This window comes from Streptomyces sp. NBC_00885 (genome assembly GCF_045207475.1).
Classification (GTDB): Bacteria; Actinomycetota; Actinomycetes; order Streptomycetales; family Streptomycetaceae; genus Streptomyces.
Map to the genome: position 1 here is coordinate 2,042,866 of NZ_CP108796.1, position 22,655 is coordinate 2,065,520.

At 70.1% G+C, this 22,655-nt stretch carries 22 protein-coding genes and 3 pseudogenes; 7 read left to right on the forward strand and 18 right to left on the reverse strand.

Features of this window, described 5'->3' with window-relative positions; genetic code table 11:
* Nucleotides 1-41 precede the first annotated feature (41 nt).
* The 7 genes from OHA61_RS08925 to OHA61_RS08955 form a co-directional block, all read right to left on the reverse strand.
* On the reverse strand, nt 42-779 hold the full coding sequence (locus tag OHA61_RS08925) for a DUF3159 domain-containing protein (protein WP_406302590.1): 738 nt from the start codon (nt 777-779) through the stop codon (nt 42-44).
* A gap of 3 nt (nt 780-782) precedes the next feature.
* Nucleotides 783-1,190 carry an OB-fold nucleic acid binding domain-containing protein gene (locus OHA61_RS08930; RefSeq protein ID WP_142213232.1) on the reverse strand — a complete coding sequence of 136 codons (408 nt, stop codon included), beginning with the start codon at nt 1,188-1,190 and terminating at the stop codon, nt 783-785.
* Between the two features lie 33 nt (nt 1,191-1,223).
* Nucleotides 1,224-1,910: a response regulator gene (locus tag OHA61_RS08935; protein ID WP_406302591.1), complete on the reverse strand. Its 687-nt coding sequence runs from the start codon at nt 1,908-1,910 to the stop codon at nt 1,224-1,226.
* A gap of 35 nt (nt 1,911-1,945) precedes the next feature.
* Nucleotides 1,946-4,486, reverse strand: a complete 2,541-nt coding sequence (locus OHA61_RS08940) for an ATP-binding protein (RefSeq protein ID WP_406302592.1) — start codon at nt 4,484-4,486, stop codon at nt 1,946-1,948.
* A 200-nt stretch (nt 4,487-4,686) separates the two neighbouring features.
* Entirely contained in the window at nt 4,687-5,463 is a 777-nt protein-coding gene (locus OHA61_RS08945) for a DUF3710 domain-containing protein (protein ID WP_324977994.1), read from the reverse strand.
* Nucleotide 5,464: 1 nt separating this feature from the next.
* Nucleotides 5,465-5,977, reverse strand: coding sequence for a dUTP diphosphatase (gene dut, locus OHA61_RS08950; protein WP_266481855.1), 513 nt, complete (start codon nt 5,975-5,977; stop codon nt 5,465-5,467).
* Entirely contained in the window at nt 5,977-6,597 is a 621-nt protein-coding gene (locus OHA61_RS08955) for a PaaI family thioesterase (RefSeq protein ID WP_324977989.1), read from the reverse strand. Before OHA61_RS08955 ends, dut begins: the two co-directional genes overlap by 1 nt.
* A 58-nt stretch (nt 6,598-6,655) precedes the next feature.
* Here OHA61_RS08955 and OHA61_RS08960 point away from each other — a divergent pair, with 58 nt between their 5' ends.
* The gene (locus OHA61_RS08960; RefSeq protein WP_406302593.1) at nt 6,656-7,114 is read left to right on the forward strand and encodes a DUF3093 domain-containing protein; all 459 of its coding nucleotides are present in this window, start codon (nt 6,656-6,658) and stop codon (nt 7,112-7,114) included.
* A 14-nt stretch (nt 7,115-7,128) separates the two neighbouring features.
* On the opposite strand, the gene OHA61_RS08965 is transcribed toward OHA61_RS08960, so the two are convergent.
* From OHA61_RS08965 to OHA61_RS08980, 4 genes are all read right to left on the reverse strand, one after another.
* Entirely contained in the window at nt 7,129-8,046 is a 918-nt protein-coding gene (locus OHA61_RS08965; RefSeq protein WP_406302594.1) for a hypothetical protein, read from the reverse strand.
* 13 nt (nt 8,047-8,059) lie between these two features.
* A complete protein-coding gene (locus OHA61_RS08970) occupies nt 8,060-8,356 on the reverse strand; it encodes a DUF4193 domain-containing protein (protein ID WP_142213239.1) in 297 nt (98 codons plus the stop codon).
* A gap of 394 nt (nt 8,357-8,750) precedes the next feature.
* Nucleotides 8,751-9,986, reverse strand: coding sequence for a sensor histidine kinase (locus tag OHA61_RS08975; RefSeq protein ID WP_406302595.1), 1,236 nt, complete (start codon nt 9,984-9,986; stop codon nt 8,751-8,753).
* Between the two features lie 5 nt (nt 9,987-9,991).
* Complete coding sequence (locus OHA61_RS08980; RefSeq protein ID WP_142213241.1) at nt 9,992-10,645, reverse strand: response regulator transcription factor; 654 nt, start codon at nt 10,643-10,645, stop codon at nt 9,992-9,994.
* Nucleotides 10,646-10,980: 335 nt separating this feature from the next.
* Between OHA61_RS08980 and OHA61_RS08985 the strand changes: the two genes are divergently transcribed.
* Nucleotides 10,981-11,148 (forward strand): hypothetical protein, encoded by a 168-nt coding sequence (locus tag OHA61_RS08985; protein WP_324986301.1) that lies wholly within the window; start codon nt 10,981-10,983, stop codon nt 11,146-11,148.
* Between the two features lie 237 nt (nt 11,149-11,385).
* Here the strand turns inward: OHA61_RS08985 and OHA61_RS08990 are convergent, their stop codons facing one another.
* Nucleotides 11,386-12,186 carry an inositol monophosphatase family protein gene (locus tag OHA61_RS08990; protein WP_406302596.1) on the reverse strand — a complete coding sequence of 267 codons (801 nt, stop codon included), beginning with the start codon at nt 12,184-12,186 and terminating at the stop codon, nt 11,386-11,388.
* A gap of 9 nt (nt 12,187-12,195) precedes the next feature.
* Entirely contained in the window at nt 12,196-13,335 is a 1,140-nt protein-coding gene (locus OHA61_RS08995) for a ferrochelatase (RefSeq protein WP_406302597.1), read from the reverse strand.
* Nucleotides 13,336-13,486: 151 nt separating this feature from the next.
* Here OHA61_RS08995 and OHA61_RS09000 point away from each other — a divergent pair, with 151 nt between their 5' ends.
* From OHA61_RS09000 to sepH, 3 genes are all read left to right on the forward strand, one after another.
* Complete coding sequence (locus OHA61_RS09000) at nt 13,487-14,722, forward strand: MFS transporter (protein ID WP_406302598.1); 1,236 nt, start codon at nt 13,487-13,489, stop codon at nt 14,720-14,722.
* Nucleotides 14,688-16,001, forward strand: a complete 1,314-nt coding sequence (locus tag OHA61_RS09005) for a D-arabinono-1,4-lactone oxidase (protein ID WP_406302599.1) — start codon at nt 14,688-14,690, stop codon at nt 15,999-16,001. Before OHA61_RS09000 ends, OHA61_RS09005 begins: the two co-directional genes overlap by 35 nt.
* A 464-nt stretch (nt 16,002-16,465) precedes the next feature.
* On the forward strand, nt 16,466-17,521 hold the full coding sequence (gene sepH / locus OHA61_RS09010) for a septation protein SepH (RefSeq protein ID WP_406302600.1): 1,056 nt from the start codon (nt 16,466-16,468) through the stop codon (nt 17,519-17,521).
* Between the two features lie 67 nt (nt 17,522-17,588).
* On the opposite strand, the gene OHA61_RS09015 is transcribed toward sepH, so the two are convergent.
* Entirely contained in the window at nt 17,589-18,419 is an 831-nt protein-coding gene (locus tag OHA61_RS09015; RefSeq protein WP_406302602.1) for a sulfurtransferase, read from the reverse strand.
* A 225-nt stretch (nt 18,420-18,644) separates the two neighbouring features.
* Here OHA61_RS09015 and OHA61_RS09020 point away from each other — a divergent pair, with 225 nt between their 5' ends.
* Nucleotides 18,645-19,418 carry a VOC family protein gene (locus tag OHA61_RS09020; RefSeq protein WP_406302603.1) on the forward strand — a complete coding sequence of 258 codons (774 nt, stop codon included), beginning with the start codon at nt 18,645-18,647 and terminating at the stop codon, nt 19,416-19,418.
* 18 nt (nt 19,419-19,436) lie between these two features.
* Nucleotides 19,437-19,838: pseudogene (locus tag OHA61_RS09025) on the forward strand (hypothetical protein); the annotation flags it as partial.
* A gap of 184 nt (nt 19,839-20,022) precedes the next feature.
* On the opposite strand, the gene OHA61_RS09030 reads toward OHA61_RS09025, so the two are convergent.
* The 4 genes and pseudogenes from OHA61_RS09030 to OHA61_RS09045 form a co-directional block, all read right to left on the reverse strand.
* On the reverse strand, nt 20,023-20,679 hold the full coding sequence (locus OHA61_RS09030; protein WP_406302604.1) for a GPP34 family phosphoprotein: 657 nt from the start codon (nt 20,677-20,679) through the stop codon (nt 20,023-20,025).
* Nucleotides 20,680-20,818: 139 nt separating this feature from the next.
* Nucleotides 20,819-20,938, reverse strand: a pseudogene (locus OHA61_RS09035) (thymidine kinase); the annotation flags it as partial.
* Nucleotides 20,923-21,152 (reverse strand): annotated as a pseudogene (locus OHA61_RS09040) (ISAzo13 family transposase); the annotation flags it as partial. The pseudogenes OHA61_RS09040 and OHA61_RS09035, both read right to left, overlap by 16 nt.
* A gap of 530 nt (nt 21,153-21,682) precedes the next feature.
* A complete protein-coding gene (locus OHA61_RS09045) occupies nt 21,683-22,582 on the reverse strand; it encodes a phosphoribosylaminoimidazolesuccinocarboxamide synthase (protein WP_406302605.1) in 900 nt (299 codons plus the stop codon).
* Between the last annotated feature and the right edge of the window lie 73 nt (nt 22,583-22,655).

Consider the following 22,655-nt stretch of genomic DNA (forward strand, 5'->3'; position numbering starts at 1 on the left):
AATTCCGAGCCCGCCCGGCGACTGCGTGCGAGGCCCGCGGATTACACCTCGGGCGCGGCCGCGGCGCGCTTGCGCTCCTTCTCGGCCTGCTCCTCCGCCTCCATCTCCGCGAAGACGTCGATGGGCGGCGGTGCCTTCGCCAGGAAGACCCAGGTCAGATACACGGCCAGCAGGAACGGCGGGATCTTCAGGGCGACCAGGACCCAGCCGAGCTGGGTGGTGTCGGCCCACCAGTAGAGCGGGAAGAGGATCGCGCACTTGGCCAGCAGGATCAGGCCCCACGCCCAGCTCGCCTTGGCGTACGCCTTCTTGCGGCCCGGGTTCCGCGTCCGCCAGGAGAGGTTCTCCTTGAAGACCGGGCCCAGGATCAGACCGATCAGCGGGACGCCCGCGATGGTCGTGACGATGTACGCCACGGCCAGGCCGAGGGTGTAGATCATGCCCGGCAGATAGAAGTCCTTGGCATTGCCGGTCATCATCGCGAAGACGACACCGAAGGCCACCCCGAAGACGCCGCTGAAGGCGTGCTTGACGGTGTCCCTGCGGATCAGCCGGACTGCGACGAGCACCAGCGAGAGGGCGAGCGCCGCGATCGCCGAGATGTGCAGGTTCTTGTTGACCGTGAAGATCGTGACGAACAGCAGTCCGGGCAGGACCGTCTCCACCATGCCGCGCACGCCGCCGAAGGCCTCGAACAGCGCCGCCTCCGTGATTGCTTTGGCGTCGCTGTCCTGCTGCTGGTCGTTCGTCTTGGTGGTCGGCTTGTCGAGAGACGTCACCGGCTACTCCTGTCCGAGTGGTCGGAGTTCATATTTGGGGTTGAACAGCACCCGGCGGCCGTGGCTCATGGAGATCCGGCCCGAGGCGATGAGCCTGCGGCCCGGTTCGATGCCCACGATGGACCTGCGGCCGAGCCAGACGACGTCCAGCGGGGCCGTACCGTCGAAGAGCTCCGCCTCCAGCGCGGGCACGCCGGCCCGCGGACGCAGGGTGACGGTGCGCAAGGTACCAGTCACCCGGACTATCTGGCGGTCGTGGCACTCCGCGATGCGGGTACACCCCGATGCCTGCGCATCCTCCTGAAGCTCCTCGGACTCGAGGTCCTGCTGGGAGCTGGACAGTCGGTCGAGCATGCGGCGGAAGCGGCCGGCCGGCTTCTCGGCCTTGTCGGAACGGGGTACGGCGCTCATGCGTCAAGCCTACCGGCCGTCACCGACACCGGATCAGCGCTCGAAGCGGTATCCCATACCCGGCTCGGTGACGAAGTGTTCGGGGTGCGAGGGGTCCTTCTCCAGCTTGCGCCGCAGCTGCGCCATGTAGACCCGGAGATAGTTCGTCTCGGTGCCGTAGGAGGGGCCCCAGACCTCCTGGAGCAGCTGCTTCTGGCTGACCAGCCGGCCGGTGTTGCGTACGAGCACCTCCAGCAGATGCCACTCGGTCGGGGTGAGCCGCACATCGCGCCCGTCCCGGTGGACCTTCTTCGCCGCGAGATCGACGGTGAAACCGTCCGTCTCGACGATCACCAGGTCGTCCTCCCCGCCGCCGACCGGCTCGGCCCTGCGGACCGCCGCCCGCATCCGGGCCAGCAGCTCGTCCATGCCGAACGGCTTGGTGACGTAGTCGTCGGCCCCGGCGTCCAGCGCCTCGACCTTCTCGTCGGAGGTGTGACGGGCCGAGAGAACCAGGATCGGGACGCGGGTCCAGCCGCGCAGGCCCTTGATCACCTCGACGCCGTCCATGTCGGGCAGCCCGAGGTCGAGTACGACGACATCGGGGTGGCGGGCCGCGGCCAGCTCAAGGGCTGTGGCACCGTCGGGAGCCGCGTCCACCTCGTACTTGCGCGCCTTCAGGTTGATCACGAGGGCGCGTACGATCTGCGGCTCGTCGTCGACCACGAGCACCCGGGTCATTCGGGCCTGCCTTTCCACACTGTTGCTGCCCCCGGTCATGAGGTGAGCCGGGCGGGAAGATCGGGGCCGACCGGCGCGAAGCCCGGCGCCGCCCGGAGGGTGAGGACCATCGTCATGCCGCCGCCGGGGGTGTCCTCGGCGGTGAGGGTGCCGCCCATGGACTCGACGAAGCCCCGGGCGACCGCGAGACCGAGGCCCACTCCGGCTCCGCGCGGTGCGTCACCGTAGCGCTGGAACGGTTCGAAAATCCGCTCCTTGGCGTCATCGGGAACGCCGGGGCCGCGGTCGGCGACGCGCACCTCGACCCGGTCGCCGAGGGCGCTCGCCGCCACCGTGACGGGCATGGCGTCGGGGCTGTACTTGACGGCGTTCTCGACGAGGTTGGCGACGGCGCGCTCCAGCAGTCCGCGGTCGACGGCCACCATCGGCAGCGTCTCGGGTATGTCCAGCTCCACGCTCTGAACCGGCACCCCGACGAGCGCCATCGGGACGACCTCGTCGAGATCGGTCACCCGGATCAGCGGGGTGACGGTGCCGGTCCTGAGGCGGGACATGTCGAGGAGATTGCCGACGAGATGGTCGAGCCGGTCGGCGCCGTCCTCGATGCTTTCGAGCAGCGCCGCCTCGTCCTCCTCGGACCAGGCGACGTCGTCGGACCTGAGCGAGGAGACGGCGGCCTTGATGGCGGCGAGCGGTGTGCGCAGATCGTGGCTGACGGCGGCGAGCAGGGCGGTGCGGATGCGGTTGCCCTCGGCCAGCCTGCGGGCCTCCTCCGCCTGTCCGACCAGGCGTTGGCGCTCCAGTACGACGGCGGCCTGGGCGGCGAACGCGGCGAGCACCCTGCGGTCCTCCGCGGGCAGCACCCGGCCCGAGAGCGCGAGCGCCATATGGTCGCCGACCGGCATGTCCACGTCCGCGTCCTCGGGGCGTACGACGGAGCTATTGCCGACGCTGCCCGCGCAGGTCCACGGGTCGACGTCGCTCTGCCGTTCCAGCAGGGCCACGGACTCCATGGAGAAGGTCTCGCGGACCCGTTCGAGCAGGGCGTCGAGCGTGGTCTCGCCCCGCAGCACACTCCCGGCGAGGAAGGAGAGGATCTCGGACTCGGCGCGCAGCCGGGCGGCCTGATGGGTGCGGCGGGCGGCCAGATCCACCACCGAGGCCACCGCGACGGCAACCGCGAAGAAGATCACTATGGCGACGATGTTCTTCGGGTCGCTGATCGTCAGGGTGTGGGTGGGCGGCGTGAAGTAGTAGTTCAGCAGCAGCGAGCCCACGGCGGCCGAGGCGAGCGCCGGAAGCAGTCCGCCGAGCAGCGCGGACACGACGGTCAGAAAGAGGAAGAGCAGGACGTCGTTGGCGAGCCCGACGTCGTCGAGGCTGGTGAGCAGCAGTGACAGCAGTACGGGACCGGCGACGCCGGTGATCCAGCCGGCGATGATCCGGGAGCGGCCGAGGCGGGCGCCGCGGGCCACCGGCAGCCCGCGGCCCTTGCCCGCCGCGTCGTGCGTGACGATGTGTACGTCGAGGTCGGGACCGGAGTCGCGGGCGACGGTGGCGCTGACGCCGGGGCCGAAGGCGTACTGCCACACCGGGCGGCGGCTGGCGCCGAGCACGATCTGGGTGGCGTTCACTCCGCGCGCGAACTCCAGCAGGGCGGAGGGGACATCGTCGCCGATGACGTGGTGGAAGGTGCCGCCGAGGTCTTCGACGAGGGTGCGCTGGACGGCGAGTTCCTTGGGCGACGCGGAGGTCAGTCCGTCGCTGCGGGCGATGTAGACCGCAAGCACCTCGCCTCCGGCGCCCTTCTCGGCGAGGCGGGCGGCGCGGCGGATCAGTGTGCGGCCCTCGGGTCCGCCGGTGAGGCCGACGACGATGCGCTCGCGGGCCTGCCATGTCGTGCGGATGTTGTGCTCGCCGCGGTACTGCTGGAGGTATTCGTCGACGCGGTCGGCGACCCAGAGCAGGGCCAGCTCGCGCAGCGCGGTCAGATTGCCGGGGCGGAAGTAGTTCGACAGGGCCGCGTCGACCTTGTCCGACGTGTAGATGTTGCCGTGAGCCATGCGACGGCGCAGCGCCTGGGGCGACATGTCGACGAGTTCGAGCTGGTCGGCACGGCGGACGACCTCGTCGGGGACGGTCTCACGCTGCCGTACGCCGGTTATCGACTCCACCACGTCGCCCAGCGACTCGAAGTGCTGGATGTTGACGGTCGATATGACGTCGATACCGGCCGCGAGCAGCTCCTCGACGTCCTGCCAGCGCTTGGCGTTGCGCGAGCCCGGCACATTGGTGTGCGCCAGTTCGTCCACCAGGGCGACGGCCGGGCGGCGCTCCAGCACCGCGTCGACGTCCATCTCGGTGAAGACCGTGCCGCGGTACTCGATCTCGCGGCGCTGGATCTGCTCGAGGCCGTGCAGCATCACTTCGGTGCGGGCGCGTCCGTGGTGCTCGACGAAGCCCACGACGCAGTCGGTGCCACGCTCCACGCGCCGGTGCGCCTCGGACAGCATCGCGTACGTCTTGCCGACGCCCGGCGCCGCGCCGAGGTAGATCCGTAGCTTGCCGCGTCCCATGGCCCCATTGTCTTTCAGTTTCAGCTGCGTACGCTGCGTCGACCCTAAGGCCAGAGATAGGGACATTCAGGGCATGGGGCTGCCCTCAGGTGCGTATTGACGCGATTCTGACGCCCGGGCAGCACAACGGCCCGCGGCGGTCCGGAAAGCCGGAACCACCGCGGGCCGCAGGCTGAATGCCGACGCGTCCCCGTAAAGGGTCAGCGCACCTCGGTGATCTCGGGGCCGCGCTGCAGCTGCCCCATGCCACCGGAGAAACGGGAGCTCTCCTGGTCCTCCTGCTGAACGCCCTCGGGCACCATCTGGGCATCGTCCGGCAGCTTGAGGACGATCGGGTCGCGCGGCGCCATCGGGCCCTCGCCCCGTACGACCACGGTGTCCCGGAAGATCTGCTCCAGCAGACCGGCGGCCTGGGGCTGCACCGCACCCTGTCCGGAGATCACTCCGCGCAGGAACCAGCGCGGACCGTCGACGCCGACGAAGCGCACCAGCTGCACACCGCCGGTGCCGTCCGGCAGCTGTACGGGCACCTGCGCCCGCAGCTCCCAGCCGAGGGGGCCCTCGACCTCGTCGATGATGCCGCCCTGCTGCGTGATGCCGGAGGCGATCTCCTCGCGGACCTCGCCCCAGATGCCTTCCTTCTTGGGCGCCGCGAAGGCCTGCAGCTGTACGGCGCTGTCGCGCAGTACAACGGTGGCGGCGACGATCGCGTCACCCGCGACCTCGACGCGCAGCTCCATTCCCTCGACTCCGGGCACGAAAAGACCGCCCAGATCGACCCGGCCCTCGCCGGGCTTGGATACCTCGGACTCGTCCCAGGGGCCGTCGGGCCGGGGCGCCGGCGGAAGGTTCACCCGGCGGGGCTTGCCTTCCTCGTCGGAGTACTCCGTGTCGCGCTCGTCGACGACCTGCTCGGCCTCGCCCGCTGCGTCCGCCGCGTCCCCGGCGGAACCACTCTTCTTGCGACGTCCGAACACGTCACTGTCCTTCCCGGTCGGATACGACCGAAGCGTATCGATTCCCACCCGTTGAGCCGTCCACGACGGCGTGACCGCCGGTGGACCCGAAGCCCCCCTCGGCCCGCGCCGAGCCGGGAAGCTCCGCCACCTCGTGGAAGCGCACCTTCTCGACCTGCTGGACAACCAATTGGGCAATCCGGTCGAACCGTTCGAACCGCACACTCTCGCGCGGGTCGAGGTTGACCACGATTACCTTGATCTCCCCACGGTACCCGGCATCCACCGTCCCCGGGGCATTCACGAGGGCCACTCCGCAGCGGGCGGCGAGGCCGGAGCGAGGGTGCACGAACGCGGCGTATCCGTCGGGCAGCGCGATGGACACTCCGGTGGGCAGAACGACCCGCTCGCCGGGGGCGATCTCGACGGCCTCGCAGGTCACCAGATCGGCGCCGGCGTCGCCCGGGTGCGCGTAGGACGGGAGCGGCACCTCGGGATCCACACGGCGGATCAGCACATCGACAGGGTTGCGCATCAGGGGTTCACCTCGAAGGCGCGGGCGCGCCTGATCTGGTCGGGGTCGGACATGGCTGCCTGGATCTCCTCCGGGCGGCCGTTGTCGATGAAGTGGTCGACCTTGACCTCGATGAAGAGGGCGTTGGCGCGCACGGCGACGGGCCCTTCGGGGCCGCCGATCCGGCCCACGGCACTGGAGTAGATCTTGCGCCTGGCGACGGCGGTCACCTCGGCCTGCAGATGCAGCACGGTGTCCACGGGCACGGGGCGTACGAAGTCGGTCTCGAGCCGGCCGGTGACCGCGATCGTCCGCAGCAGCCAGTTGAGCGAGCCGAGCGTCTCGTCCAGCGCCGTGGCCAGCACGCCGCCGTGCGCGAGGCCGGGTGCGCCCTGGTGGGCGGGCTTGACGGTGAACTCGGCCGTGATGCTCACGCCTTCACCGGCCCGCGCCTGCAGGTGCAGTCCGTGGGGCTGTCCGTCGCCGCAGCCGAAGCAGTGTTCGTAGTGCGCGCCGAGGAGCTCACCGGGGGCCGGGGCGTCGGGATGCCGCACCGGCGGTACGGCATCGGCCGGAGGGGTCAGAGCCGAGGCCCGGGCCGAGGGACCAGGGGTCGCCCCCCGGGATTTCGCAGTACTCACAGGCCCAGACCTTACCCGCGCGGCTACCCGCCGGTCGCACCGTGCCAAGCTTGGTTTCATGCAGCCTTCCGCCCCGCACTACGAAGAACGTCTGACCGCTCCCCGTTCGTGGTGGGTCATCACCGCCCTGGTGGGCATCGCGGGCGGCCTCGTCGTACTGCCGCTCGGTCCGCTGCCGATGCTCGGCGGGCTGATCGGCGCCGCTGCGGTGGCCGCCGTCGTGGTCAGTTCTTACGGCTCGGTCCGTATCCGGGTGGTGGCCGGCTCGCTGGTCGCGGGTGAGGCCCGGATCCCGCTGACGGCGCTCGGTGAGGCCGAGGTGCTGGCTGCGGAGGAGGCGCGCGCCTGGCGCTCGTACAAGGCCGACCCGCGGGCCTTCATGCTGCTGCGCAGCTATGTGCCGACGGCACTGCGGATCGAGGTCACGGACCCCGCCGATCCGACGCCGTACGTCTATCTGTCCACCCGGAATCCAAAGGCGCTGGCTGCCGCGCTGACGGCTGTGCGCGCGGCCTGAGAGGCCACCCCGGGTCAGGGGCCCGGTTCGCGCGGGGCCCGGAGCGCCTCCAGGGGGTCCTCGGGCTGTTCCAGCGGCGGGAGCGTGGGCAGCGCGTCCCAGGGGATCTGTCTGCTGCGCAGGTCCTTGCGGATGCGGTCCGCGACCTTCTTGGTGTCACGGCGGTTCATCACCGCGCCGACGGCCGCGCCGATCATGAACGGAATCAGGTTCGGCAGATTGCGGACCATGCGCTTCATGATCTGCTGCCGCAGCTCGCGCTTGAACCGGCCGCCCAGCGCGATGTCGATCGTCGCCGGTCTTGTGACGTCGATCCCGCGCTCCTCCGTCCAGGAGGTCAGATACCCGATGCTGCGCTCCCTGAGGGTGCCCTGCGGCCGCATGCCGTAGACCTCGTGGAGCTCGGCGATGAGCTTCAGCTCGATCGCGGCGACGGAGATGATCTCCGTGGCCAGTTCGGCCGGCATCGCCGGTGGGACGGGCAGCATCGCGGCCGCGCCGATACCCGCACCCACGGTTGAGGTGCCGTTCGCCGCGCCCGCGACCAGCTTGTCCGCGAGCTGTTCCGGACCGAGTCCGGGGAACTGTTTGCGCAGGGTCGCCAGATCACGCACCGGCACTCGTGGTGCGATCTCGATGATCCGGTCGGCCATGAACGCGAGCGCCACTCTGGCGCCCACGCGGCCCTTGTGGACCCCCTGCCGCACGGCGGTCAGGCGTGGTGCCCTTGTCGTGGGCCCCGCCTGACCGGCTGCTTCGAGCGAGGCTCCACGGCCCCGCCCGTCGTCGTCTGCTGCGCCGTGGGGCAGCAGGGCGGCCGAAAGCTCGGCAGACGCCTTGGCGTCCTGCGCCGGGCCCGTAACGCCCCGGTGCGCCTCCGGCGGTTTCTGACGCCGGAAACGCCGCTTCCCGGACGGTGTCTCGCCTGCCACGGCCGACCGGACCTCAGTCGCAGTCGCGGCAGATCGGCTGGCCGTTCTTCTCGCGGGCAAGCTGGCTCCTGTGGTGCACCAGGAAGCAGCTCATGCAGGTGAACTCGTCCGCCTGCCGGGGCAGCACGCGAACGGACAGTTCCTCGTTGGAAAGGTCCGCTCCGGGCAGCTCCAGGCCCTCGGCCTGCTCGAATTCGTCGACGTCGACGGACGACGTCGTCTTGTCGTTCCGACGGGCCTTCAGTTCCTCAAGGCTGTCCGAATCGACGTCGTCGTCGGTCTTGCGTGGGGTGTCGTAGTCCGTTGCCATGTCGCTCTCCCCCTCTGGGTGTCTGCGGTGTCTCCAGCGCACGTAACGCGTGAGAGGCCGGACTTGTGCCCGACCCGAGGCGGAGATTTTGCCTCACATCAAGGTCTGTTACTCAATCGACACCCAACCGGATCCCCCGAGAGTGATCGGACTGGATGGCGATCGGGACCGTACACGGTCCGAATGTCGCACTTCACGGGCGCCACCCCGTGTACTTCCCGTGATCTCGACCCCCGGAAACCCGGACTTTTCCCGGCTTTCCGGCAAGAGTCTTGATCACTGAGAGTAGATGGCCTGAAATTCGCCTTTGTGATCGATCCCACACGGCCCTCTCGGGTACGGGTCCCGAAAATTCCGCGTAAAGCGAACGAAGTGATTCGCGTCGGTCAGCATCTCAGACCGGGAAGGTGACTCGCATCACGAGGCCACCGCCGTCACGAGGCTCCGCGATGATACGGCCTCCGTGAGCCCGGGCCACCGACCGGGCGATCGAAAGCCCCAGGCCGACGCCCTTGTCGCTGCCTGTGCGCTCCTGACGCAGCCGTCTGAAGGGCTCGAAGAGGTTGTCGATCTCGTACGCGGGAACCACCGGCCCCGTGTTCGAGACCACCAGGACCGCCTGGCCGTGCTGGATCTCGGTCGTGACCTCCACCCAGCCCCCTTCCGGGACGTTGTAGCGCACGCCGTTCTGCACGAGGTTCAGCGCGATCCTCTCCAGCAGGACGCCATTGCCCTGGACGACGGCGGGCGAGCACTCCCCGCGGATCTCGACGCCCTTGGCGTCTGCCTCGGCGCGGACCTGGTCCACCGCGCGCGTGGCGACCTCGGCCAGGTCCACCGGCTTGCGCTCGACGATCTGGTTCTCGCTGCGGGCGAGCAGCAGCAGACCCTCCACGAGCTGCTCGCTGCGCTCGTTGGTGGCCAGCAGCGTCTTGCCGAGCTGTTGGAGCTCCGCGGGCACCCCTGGGTCCGAGAGGTGGACCTCCAGCAGCGTGCGGTTGATCGCGAGAGGGGTACGCAGCTCGTGCGAGGCGTTCGCCACGAACCGCTGCTGAGCGCTGAAGGCGCGCTCCAGGCGGTCCAGCATCTCGTCGAAGGTGTCGGCGAGCTCCTTGAGCTCGTCGTCCGGGCCGTCCAGCTCGATCCGCCGCGAGAGGTCGGAGCCGGCCACCTGACGGGCGGTGCGGGTGATCTTGCCGAGCGGCGAGAGGACCCTGCCCGCCATCGCGTAACCGAAGGCGAAGGCGATGACACTCAGACCGAGCAGCGCGAACAGCGAGCGGCGCAGGAGGTCGTCCAGGGCCATCTCGCGCTGGTGCTGGAGGCAGCTGGCGACGGCCTGGTTGAACTGCTCGCCGGTCCCCGTCTCGGGCAGCTGGCACCAGGAGGTGGTGGGCTGCACCCGGCCCGTCTCGATCCTGAACGGCAGGTCACCCACGCTGACCTGCAGCGCCTGAGCGGTGAGCAGATAGATGATCGAGAGCAGCAGGATGCCCGCGATCAGGAACATTCCGCCGTACAGCAGCGTGAGGCGTATCCGGATCGTTGGGCGCAGCAGGGGACGGACCGGGTCGCGCGGGTCCCAGGTCGGTTTCGGAGGCGCCTCGGGAGGCGCGGGGGTCGCGGTCACCGGGATCAGATCCGGTACCCGGAACCGGGCACGGTGACGATCACGGGAGGCTCGCCGAGCTTGCGGCGCAGGGTCATCACGGTCACCCGCACGACATTGGTGAAGGGGTCGGTGTTCTCGTCCCAGGCCTTCTCCAGCAGCTGCTCGGCCGAGACGACCGCGCCCTCGCTGCGCATCAGGACCTCCAGTACGGCGAACTCCTTGGGCGCGAGCTGGATCTCCTTGCCGTCGCGGAAGACCTCGCGGCGGTTGGGGTCGAGCTTGATCCCGGCGCGCTCCAGGACGGGCGGCAGCGGCACGGTGGTACGCCGGCCGAGGGCCCGCACGCGCGCGGTGAGCTCGCTGAAGGCGAAGGGCTTGGGGAGATAGTCGTCCGCGCCCAGTTCGAGGCCTTCGACCCGGTCGCTGACGTCGCCGGACGCGGTCAGCATCAGCACGCGGGTCGGCATGCCCAGCTCGACGATCTTGCGGCACACGTCGTCGCCGTGGACCAGCGGGAGGTCACGGTCCAGGACGACCACGTCGTAGTCGTTGACCCCGATGCGCTCCAGCGCCGCGGCGCCGTCGTACACGACGTCGACGGCCATGGCCTCCCGGCGCAGTCCGGTGGCCACCGCATCGGCGAGCAGCTGCTCGTCCTCGACGACGAGTACGCGCACGTCGTGATCCTTCCTCTGGTCCCGTCACCCATGATCGGGGCAGGTGTGTGAGCACTGGCTGTGCGCATCCATCCTGCCCGTTACGCGCGTAAACCGGCTGTAAGGCGGAACAGGTCACCCGGGGCCGACCTGGGCGGCAAGGAATTCACCGGATTCCCGGGCCAGTTGAGGTTTCCTTGAGGGATGGCCGGGGGAGGACGACTAAACACCCGCGATCACGCCCTGTATGTGGCACACCACGACCTGTTTCAGGGTTGATCACCCCGTCCTCTGCCTGCGGCAGGGGAAACCCCAGGCACACCCCCGTGCCACCGACCCACGACGAGGGGGCGCACATGGACGCATTCACCGCAGGACTGTTGCAGCGCATAAAGGCCGCCGAGACCGACCTGACCCTGGCCCGCGCGACGGGCGACGACTTCCTCGCGGATGTCGAGCAGGCTGAGCTTGACGACCTGCATCGGCTGGCCGCGGAGCACGGCGTGGAGGTCAGCGCCGCGTAGCGCCGGGCCGCACAGGTACCGGACATGAGAAGGGCCCGACGCCGCGGGACGGCGCCGGGCCCTTCTGTGTGTCCTCATCGCCGGACGGGCGTGCGCTGTTTGGGCGGGGCCCTGCGGGGCTGTTCCCCCACCCCGCCCCTTCCCGAACTGGGGGCAAGCCCCCAGACCCCCGTACGCGCTTCGCGCGTGTCCTCAAACGCCGGACGGGCTGAAATGTGCGGCCCAGCCGGACGCGGTCTAGTCGTGCCAGGCGCCGAACTCCTCCAGCAGCGACTGCAGCGGGCCGAATACGCCCGGGCTCGCCGCCACCGCCAGGTCGCCGTCCGGGGGCCCGCCGGGGCGGCCGCCCGTCAGGGCTCCCGCCTCGCGGGCGATCAAGTCGCCCGCCGCGAGGTCCCACGGGTTGAGCCCGCGCTCGTAGTAGCCGTCCAGGCGGCCCGCGGCGACGTCGCAGAGGTCCACCGCCGCGGAGCCGCTGCGGCGGATGTCGCGCAGGAGCGGGATCAGCCGCTGGGCCACGTCCGCCTGGTGGCTCCGTACGGCCGCGACGTAGTTGAAGCCGGTGGAGACCAGGGCCTGGTCCAGCGGCGGCGCAGGGCGGCAGCGCAGGGGCTTGTCACCGGCGTACGCGCCGCCGCCCAGAACCGCCCGGTACGTCTCGCGCCGCATCGGGGCCTCCACGACCCCCACGACCCTCTCTCCGTCCCGCTCAGCGGCGATGGAGACCGCCCAGGTCGGCAGGCCGTAGAGGTAGTTCACGGTGCCGTCGAGCGGGTCGATGACCCAGCGGACGCCGCTGGTGCCGGTCGTGGAGGCGCCCTCCTCGCCGAGGAAGCCGTCGTCGGGGCGGCGCTCGGCCAGGAAGCCGGTGATCAGCTTCTCCGCCGCGATGTCCATCTCGGTGACGACGTCGATCGGGCTGGACTTGGTCGCGGCGACGCCGAGGTCGGCGGGGCGGCCGTCGCGCAGCAGCTCCCCCGCCCGGCGGGCGGCCTCCAGGGCGAGGTCGAGCAGTTCGGACAGGAGACGGTCGCTCACAGGGCTTCCTTAGGGCGTACGGGAGGCGTACGGGCTGTCGGCACCGGCGGCCGCGGGCTTGGGCGCCCGGGCAGGACAGCAGCCGACCGGGCAGAGGTCGTGGGAGGCGCCGAGCGAGCCGAGCGCGCACCGCTCGGCGTTCACGCCCCGCTCGCTCGCGGCGCGCTCCAGGACGAGGTCCCGTACGGCCGCGGCGAACCGCGGATCGGCGCCCACCGTCGCCGAGCGCCGCACTTGCAGCCCGAGCTCGGCGGCCTTCGCCGTGGCCTCGGTGTCGAGGTCGTACAGCACTTCCATGTGGTCGGAGACGAAGCCGATGGGGACCATCACGGCCGCGGGCACCCCGGAGGCGTGCAGCTCCTCCAGGTGGTCGCAGATGTCCGGCTCCAGCCACGGGATGTGCGGGGCTCCGCTGCGTGACTGGTAGACGAGCTGCCAGGGGTGCGCGGTGCCCGTCTCGTCACGTACGGCGTCGGCGATCAGCCGGGCCACGTCCAGGTGCTCACGTACATAGGCGCCGCCCTCGCCGTGCTCGTCGGCCGGGCCAGACGTGTCGGCCGAGGAGGTCGGGATCGAGTGCGTGGTGAAGGCGAGATGGGCCCCCGCGCGCACGTCCTCGGGGAGGTCCGCCAGGGACTGCAGGACGCCGTCGATCATGGGGCGTACGAAACCGGGGTGGTTGAAGTAGTGCCGCAGTTTGTCCACGCGCGGCAGCCCAAGTCCCTCGGCCTCAAGGGTCGCCAGCGCGTCCGCGAGGTTCTCGCGGTACTGGCGGCAGCCGGAGTACGAGGCATACGCGCTGGTGGCGAGGACGGCGATCCGGCGGTGGCCGGCCGCGACCATCTCGCGCAGGGTGTCGGTCAGATAGGGCGCCCAGTTGCGGTTGCCCCAGCGAACGGGCAGGTCCAGACCGTGCTCGGCGAAGTCCTTGCGCAGGGCGTCCAGCAGGGCGCGGTTCTGGTCGTTGATCGGGCTGACCCCGCCGAACAGGAAGTAGTGCTGCCCCACCTCCTTGAGCCGTTCCTTGGGGATGCCGCGGCCGCGCGTCACGTTCTCCAGGAACGGGACCACGTCGTCCGGGCCTTCCGGGCCACCGAAGGAGAGCAGCAGCAGGGCGTCGTAGGGTGCTGGGTCACGCTGATCCGACATGGCAACGATCCTGCCACCAGCCTTGGACGGCGGGAAAACCGCGGTGCGCCGTACAGGCGCAGCGCGTAAGCTGCCAACGCCTTCACGTGCCTTACGTTGGCGCAACCCACGTCCACGACGGCCCCGGTGAGGCCGCCTTACGGAGCTCTCCTTGCCCAGTCCGTACCGCGCCCTGTTCGCTGCCCCCGGCGCCAAGGCGTTCTCCGCCGCCGGCTTCGTCGGACGGCTGCCCCTGTCGATGATGGGCATCGGCATCGTCACGATGATCTCGCAGCTCACCGGACGCTACGGCCTCGCCGGGGCACTGTCGGCCACCGTGGCACTCTCCGCCGCCACGCTCGGCCCGCAGATATCCCGGCTGGTGGACCGGCACGGCCAGCGCCGGGTCCTGCGTCCCGCGACCATCGTCTCCGCCTCCGCGGTGTCCGGGCTGCTGCTCTCCGCGCATCAAGACTGGCCGGACTGGACCCTGTTCGTCTTCTCTGCCGGAATCGGCAGCGTGCCGAGCGTCGGCTCGATGGTCCGGGCCCGCTGGGCGGAGATCTACCGGGGCTCGGCCCGCGAACTGCACACCGCGTACGCCTTCGAGTCCGTCGTCGACGAGGCCTGCTTCATCTTCGGGCCGATCGCCGCGATCGGTCTGTCCACGGTCTGGTTCCCCGAGGCGGGCCCGCTGGTCGCCGGGCTCTGTCTGCTGGCGGGCGTCTTCCTGCTGACCGCGCAGCGGTCCACCGAGCCGGTGCCGCAGCCGAAGGAGCACCACACCAAGGGCTCGGCCCTGCGCTCCCCCGGTCTTCAGGTCCTCGTGGGCACATTCGTCGCGACGGGCGCGATCTTCGGCTCCGTCGACGTGGTGACGGTGGCCTTCGCGGAGGAGCAGGGCCACAAGGCGGCGGCGAGTGTGGTGCTGGCCGTGTACGCGCTCGGTTCGTGCCTCGCCGGAGTGGTCTTCGGCCTGCTGCATCTCAAGGGCCCGGGCGAGCGCACGTGGCTGCTGGGCATCTGTGCGATGGCCGTGAGTATGATCCCCCTCCAACTGGCCGGGAACCTGCCGTTCCTGGCCGTGGCGCTCTTTGTCGCGGGCCTAGCCATCGCACCGACGATGGTGACCACCATGGCCCTGATCGAGCAGCACGTACCACGCGCGAATCTGACCGAGGGCATGACCTGGGTGGGCACCGGGCTCGCGGTCGGAATCGCGCTCGGCTCGTCGGTCGCCGGCTGGGTGATCGACGCCGCCGGGGCGGATGCCGGGTACCTGGTCTCGAACGCGGCGGGAGCGATCGCGGCCGCGGTGGCGTTCCTGGGGTACCGCCGGCTGCGGATGCCGGTGAAGACGCGGGAGGGGCAGCGTGAGCAGCACGACCGGCAGCACCACGTGGCGTAACTGGGCGGGGAATGTCACGTCCCGTCCCATACGGGAGATATCACCCGCCTCCACCGAGGAACTGGCCGCAGCCGTACGCAAGGCGGCCGAGGACGGGCTGAAGGTCAAGGCCGTCGGCACGGGCCACTCGTTCACGGCCGCCGCGGCCACCGACGGAGTGCTGATCCGGCCGGAACTGCTGACCGGGATCAGGGAGATCGACCGGTCGGCCATGACCGTGACCGTCGAGGCGGGCACCCCGCTCAAGCGGCTGAACGCAGCCCTCGCCCGTGAGGGCCTTTCGCTCACGAACATGGGCGACATCATGGATCAGACCGTCGCGGGCGCGACCTCCACCGGCACCCACGGCACCGGCCGCGACTCGGCGTCGATCGCCGCGCAGATCACGGCACTTGAGCTGGTCACCGCCGACGGCTCGCTGTTGACCTGTTCCGAGAAGGAGAATCCGGACGTCTTCGCGGCGGCCCGCATCGGGCTCGGCGCGCTCGGCGTCGTCACCGCGATCACCTTCGCCGTGGAGCCGGTCTTCCTGCTGACGGCCCGTGAGGAGCCGATGGCCTTCGACAGGGTCACGGCCGAGTTCGACCAGCTCTTCGCCGAGAACGAGCACTTCGAGTTCTACTGGTTCCCGCACACGGGCAACTGCAACACCAAGCGCAACAACCGCAGCGCGGGCCCTGCCGCCCCTCCCGGGCAGATCAGCGCCTGGATCGAGGACGAGCTGCTGTCCAACGGCGTTTTCCAGCTGGTCGTTTCGCTCGGCCGGGCCGTCCCCGCGACCATCCCGACGATCGCCAAGATCTCCAGCCGCGCCCTCTCGGCCCGCACCTACACCGACATCCCCTACAAGGTCTTCACATCTCCGCGCCGGGTGCGGTTCCTGGAGATGGAGTACGCGCTGCCGCGGGAGGCGGCGATCGGCGCGCTGCGCGAGGTGAAGGCGATGATCGACCGCTCGCCGCTGCGGGTCAGCTTCCCGGTGGAGGTACGTACCGCCCCGGCGGACGACATCACCCTCTCCACGGCATCGGGCCGGGAGAGTGCGTACATCGCCGTGCATCTCTACCGGGGCACGCCGCACCAGGCGTACTTCACCGCGGTGGAGCGGATCATGACCGCGCACGGCGGGCGGCCGCACTGGGGCAAGGTGCACACGCGGGACGCGGAGTACTTCGCCGAGGTGTATCCCCGATTCGGTGAATTCACCGCGCTGCGCGACCGGCTGGACCCGCAGCGGCTGTTCGGCAACGACTATCTGCGGCGGGTCCTGGGCGACTGAGGGCCAACTGCCTTTCAGGTAGGGACATGTGAGCGAAGCGAATAGTTCCCTTTGAGAAGATTCTGTGAATCAGGACACCTGGTCACCCATGTCCCAGACGCCCAACTCCCCTACCCTGCGAGAAGTTCGGCGGCGCGGCGGTCCACCCCCGTGGCCCGAATGGAGTACTGTGGCGAGCCCTGGGCCCGACCTCCCTCATGGGCGTTCGGACCCAGGTAGGGGGCCGAAAGCGGCGCTCGATCCGGCGGCGCCGCGGCACCGCACGGGCATCTGATGCGGAGAGTGACGGACTGGTCACTGAGAGTCGCAAACAGGTAACCGTGCCATAACGGCGATCCAGGGCCTGTGCCCGACACGCCGGGCAACTCGGCAAGGTTGTGGCAGGCTGCACCCGGGCAGGCCACACTCGACTAGCGGAAGCAGCGACGCACGTGACGTCGGCAGGCACCACCCGGGAGGTCCCCATGCCCGAACTGCGTGTCGTGGCCGTCTCCAACGACGGCACACGACTGGTGCTCAAAGCTGCGGACAGCACGGAATACACGCTTCCGATTGATGAGCGGCTGCGGGCCGCCGTGCGCAATGACCGCGCCCGCCTCGGCCAGATCGAGATCGAGGTGGAGAGCCACCTCCGTCCCCGCGACATCCAGGCACGTATACGCGCCGGAGCCTCCGCCGAAGAGGTCGCACAGCTCGCCGGAATTCCGGTCGACCGCGTGCGGCGCTTCGAGGGACCCGTGCTCGCCGAGCGCGCGTTCATGGCGGAGCGGGCCCGCAAGACTCCCGTACGCCGTCCCGGGGAGAACACCGGACCGCAGCTCGGCGAGGCCGTGCAGGAGCGCCTCACGCTCCGCGGCGCCGAGAAGGACACCGTGCTGTGGGACTCCTGGCGCCGCGACGACGGCACCTGGGAGGTCCTGCTGGTCTACCGGGTCGCGGGTGAGCCGCACTCGGCGAGCTGGACGTACGACCCGCCGCGGCGGCTCGTCCAGGCCGTCGACGACGAGGCGCGCGCGCTGATCGGCGAGACCGACGACACGATCGCCTCCTCGCAGGAGCCGAGCTTTCCGTTCGTACCGCGCATCGCGCGGCTGCCGCGGGACCGGCCGCTCGACCGGGCGCTCGACCGCCAGATGGACCGGCCGGCCGCGCCCGCGGCGTCGGCCGAGCCGGATGAGAACGGCGGGGAGAGGGACTCCCTGACAAGTCTGCTGGAGGCGGTACCGAGCTTCCGTGGCGACATGGTCGTGCCGGAGCGGCCCGCACCGCCGGAGCCGGCGCCGACGGAGCCCGCGCAGGAGCCGGAGGCCGAGGAGCCAGTGGCACCGGCCGCTTCGGCGGGCGCGGGCTCGGCGTACGCGGACGTGCTGATGCCCCGCTCGGTGGCGGGTCACCGCGACCGCCTGACGGGGACGACCGACCGCCAGGCGGAGGCGGACGGGGTGCGCCCCGGCCGCAGGGCCGCGGTGCCGAGCTGGGACGAGATCGTTTTCGGCACGCGCCGCAAGAAGCAGGAGTAGCAGTAGCGGTGCGCAGGGGGCCCGGCGCGAGCGGTTGGCGCCGGGCTCCCTTGCCTACCCGCGCGCGTCAGCCCGGCTGAGAGCCCGTTGCCACCGGGCGGTTGGGGTCGCGGGACCATTCCGACCATGAGCCCGCGTAGAGCGCCGGGGTGAAGCCCGCGAGCTCCAGGGCCAGGGCCTGCTGGGCCGCCGAGACGCCCGAGCCGCAGTAGACACCGACGACCTTGGTGTCCTCTGTGGCGCCGAGCTCGAAGAAGCGGGATGCGAGCCACTCGGGAGGGAAGAAGCGGCCGTTCTTGTCGACGTTCTCCGTCGTCGGGGCCGAGACCGCGCCCGGGATGTGGCCCGCCACGGCGTCGATGGGCTCCACCTCGCCGCGGTAGCGCTCCCCCGCACGGGCGTCCAGCAGGAGCCCCGTGCGGGCCAGTTCGGCCGCCGCGTCGGCATCCAGGAGGGGAAGCTCCCCCGGTGCGGGCCTGAAGGTGCCCTCGTCGGGCTCGGGGACCTTGGTCTCCAGCGGGCCCGTCCACGCGGCGAGACCGCCGTCCAGGACCCGTACGTCCGTGTGCCCTGTCCAGCGCAGCAGCCACCATGCGCGTGCCGCGCCCCAGCCCTTGTCGGCGTCGTAGGCGACCACCGCAGTGTCCGGCGAGACGCCCGCCCGGCGCATCACCGCCCCGAAAGCCTCCGGGTCCGGCAGCGGGTGACGGCCCCCCGCGCCGGGCAGGCCGGCCAGTTCCGCATCAAGGTCGACGAAAACCGCTCCCGGGATGTGCCCGGCCTCGTAGTCCGGCCGCCCGTGCGGTCCGCCCAGCTGATAGCGGATGTCCAGAAGCACTGGAGACCGGGTCGAGGACAGCTCGCTCGCGAGTTCGGTGGCGGAGATGATGGGGTTCATAAGGGCCATCCTTGCGCAGTGCCCGGCCGCACGATAACGCCGCGGAAACGGATGGGAAATGCCAAAGCGGGCATCCTCCATCGGGAACCCGCCAATTCCGGCGCGGCCGGGGCGCGCCGGACGCCGGGTGGTGGAACCATCTGCACGGGGCGCGGCCGTTCCGCACAACGGCGCGTACCCGGTCCCCCCGCACGGCCACCACGATGGTCCGAGGAGAGAGTGACGATGACCGAGGCGACTCGGCACACGCCCGGCACACCCTGCTGGGTGAGCTTGATGGTGCATGGCATTGACAGGACCCAGACCTTCTACGGCGAGTTGTTCGGCTGGGAGTTCGCCCCCGGCCCGCAACAGCTCGGCCCTTACGTCCGGGCGCTGATCGACGGCAAGGAGGTGGCCGGCATCGGCAGCCTTCCGGCCGACCGTCAACTGCCGATCGCCTGGACGCCCTATCTGGCGACCGACGACGCGGACACCACCGCGGAGACGATCAGGAGTTGTGGAGGCACCGTCGGAGTCGGCCCGCTGGACGCCGAGGACGCGGGCCGGATGGCCGTGGTGACCGACCCGGCGGGTGCGGTCTTCGGTATCTGGCAGGCCAGCGCCCACGGCGGCACCGCGGTGTACGGCACACATGGCACACCTGTCTGGAACGAGCTGCTGACCGTGGAGACCTCGTCGGTCGGCAAGTTCTATCAAGCGGTGTTCGGCTACGAGGTGGAGGCGGTCGTCTCGACGGACCTGGACTATGTGACGCTGCTCCTGGAGGGGCGCCCGGTGGCCTCGCTGCACGGCGTCGGCCATGCCCTGCCGCGCAACCGGGGCACGCACTGGATGACGTACTTCGAGGTGCAGGACCCCGACGAGGCCGCGGAACGGGTGGTGGGGCTCGGCGGGCATGTGGTGCAGCCACCGCGCGAGGCCTCCAGCGGCCGGCTCGCGATTGTCGCGGACCCGGAGGGCGCGGTGTTCACGATCGTACGGTCGGCCACCCGCTGACCTGGCGCGGCCGACGATCTCGCACAGCAGACAATGATCACCATCTACCGGAGCTGGGAGTGGCTGGAACGTCACGACGCACTGTCCGCCTACACCCGCACCGTGATGGTGCGGCTCTTCATCGACGAACGACACAGGCATCGCTGGACCCGCGAACTGCTGCACGGCTCGTTACCCGAACCAGAGCCCGCAGCCGAGGAGATGACCCAGGTCGGGGACATGATGATCCTGCTCAAGGCGCTGTCGACCCTCTCGGCCCAGCAGCGCAGTCTCGTCTACCTACCCTACTGGGAGGACCTCAGCAGTCGCGCGGATCATGGACTGCTCAGCCGCGACGGTCCGCAGTTCCACCTCCAAAGCGCTGCGGATCCTGCGGGGCGGATCGGCGGGCTCTGCGCGCTCGACGAGAGGATTGGCTGAACGACGAGTGCCGGGGCGCCAGCCACCGAGGGCGTCCGCGAGGGGCACCCTTGCCGAAAGGACCGGCGACCCGGCACTCTGAACCGGCTCCTTTGGAAGACCTTCAGTAACGGGCATCGCGATACCCGCCTCGACCTGATACTCCGGGCGATATCCGGCCGATGCGCCGATGGGGCTTAGCCGATCAGCTCCTCATGGTGACCAGGGCGACCACGGACATCGCCGCCTGCATGTCCTGGATCGCCTTGCGCACGCTCTCCCCCGCCCATTGCCCCTCGGCGATCTCCTGCATTCGCGGAGAGACCTCTTTGCGCGGCAGGTCGGGGAAGGCCAGGCGGTGCAGCTTGGCGCCGTGAAGCAGTGCGATGAGGCCGGCCGAGCGGTCGTCGGGCTCACCATGCCGCAGGACCAATCCCTCAAGCCGCCCGCGCAGTTCGCGCTCGACCGTGCCATCCGCCTCAGGAAACCGCCGCACCGGGAACAGCCCCAGTACCTTGCGCTCTTCCTGGCTGACCAGGCCGCGCTCCCTGAGGCTTTCGAGGGTGGCGTCCAGAACCTTGCCGTGGTCCTTGGTCAGCCACTCCGTCACCTTGGGCGGCTTGCTCTTCCCCGCCGCCCAGGCATCGATCATCCTGAGCCGGTCGTCGAGCAACCGGACCCCCGTCGACGCCGTGTCGACCACCGCGATCCGTCCGCGGTCCACGGACAGGCGACCGGCCAGAACGAGCTCGAGGACGACCCCGCCCGCTACCGCCCACTGACAGGCCTGCCGTTCCCGCGCCGCCCCCGAGTCGTCGTCCAGCGACAGCAACATGATCTCCTCGCCCAGTGTCACCGTCATGCTCGGTCCCCCGTCACTCGACTCTCCTTCTGAGACGGGTGGGACGGGACCTCAGTTCCCGCAACCGGGGAGTAACACCTGTGTGGTCCACGCCCGTTGGGGTTGGGAACGGTGGTGCGGATGACCCTCGCCGACCTGGCTAGGCTTCCACCGGCAGGACGTCCGGCGAGATGGCGGCGGCACGAGCGGTGGCCGCCGTCATCCGCCGCCGGTGGTGGCGTCGGCACAGCACCTCGTAACCGATCTCGTCCGGCCCCCGCCCACCCGGCGGACCGCCCCAACGGCGCCTGACCGGAGTCCAGTTCTGTCACCCCGCGCGACACGGTGCCCTCACGCACCCCAGTCGCGCGGCCGACGAGCCGGATCCTGCCATGGCCCAGTGACCGCGCCTCCGCCCCTATAGCCAGACGGCGCTGACGCTCGTCCAAGTGCGGGAACAACGCATCGAACTTCGCGGCCAATGCCGCCTCGATCCCCTCCGGACTCCCCGTACCACGACAACGAGCCTCGAAGCCGGAAGCGACGGCTTGATTTCCGGCAAACCCTAACTACCCGGCCTTGGTCAAACCCCGGCCTTGGTCTGCTCGGGGCCGAGCACGGTGGTGGTGTGATCAGCACGCGGCCGAAGCACGGCAGCGTGCCGAGACTGTGCGGACCGGAGCACAGGCTCAAGCAGAGGCAGCACTCGGCGGGCATCGGTTGGCCGCGGCCGTGGGTCGCCCGATCTCCGAGCTGGACCCGCTCGATCTGGAAGTCCACCACAGCGTTGATGTCATCCCCGGTTCCCGGACGGCTGGACCGTGTACTACGAACCCAGGTCTGACCGCCTCGAGGCCGAAGGATCCGTCCGCGCTGCCTGCCCTCACGCCCGGGCGGCGGACCCGGTCCGCGGAACGGGCCTGCTGGGCGGACCGGTCCACTCGCCTGCATCATCATCTGAACCGCATCCGGCCCGGGGGCGCGGGTGCGGTCACGAGGCCACCGCAACGTGGAAATGGAGGGACTACGACCAGACGGTGCCGGTGAGCCGCTCGTAGGCCTCGACATATCGGGCGCGGGACTGCTCGACGATCCTGGTTGGAAGCGGGGGAGGCGCCAATTCGCCGCCGCGGTCCCAGCCGACGGCAGGGGAGGTCAGCCAGTCACGGATGAACTGCTTGTCGAACGACGGCTGCGGCTTGCCGGGTGCCCACTGCTCCGCGGGCCACAAGCGTGAGCAGTCCGGGGTCAGCACTTCATCGGCCAGGACTAGTTGCTCGCCGTCGAAGCCGAACTCGAACTTGGTGTCCGCGAGGAGGATTCCGCAGTCGCGAGCGATGTCGCGCCCCCGGCTGTAGACCGCAAGGGTCGTGCGCCGGAGGAGGCTCGCGGTGTCGCCACCGACCATGCTTGCCGCGTCGGCGTAGGTGATGTTCTCGTCATGCTCGCCGACAGCGGCCTTGGTCGCGGGGGTGAAGATCGGATCCGGCAGCTCCGAGCCGCTCACCAGACCATCGGGCAGTGCGACGCCGCCGGCGGTGCCGTGCTCCTCGTACTCGGCCAGCCCCGAGCCGGCGAGATAGCCGCGGGCCACACACTCGACCGGGACCATCCGCAGAGGCCGGCAGACCATCGTGCGGCCGAACCAGTCGTCCGGCGCTCCTTCGGGAACGTCGGTGGAGATCACGTGATGTGGGATCAGGTCGGCGAACTGGTCGAACCACCAGAGGGAAAGTCGGGTGAGGATGCGACCCTTGTCGGGTATCTCCGTCGGCAGCACCCAGTCGAACACGGAGGTGCGGTCGCTGGCCACCATCACCAGCTCACCAGCAGCGTTCCGGTAGAGGTCACGCACCTTCCCGGTGTGCATGTGGACCAGCCCCGGCACCTGGACGGGTTCGGGTCTCACGGCAAATCCTGACATTCTTCTCCTCGAACGGCGGTGTCACATCCCCGCCGACAATGTACTGCTCCAGGCGGTCTGCCTTTCGGCGGCG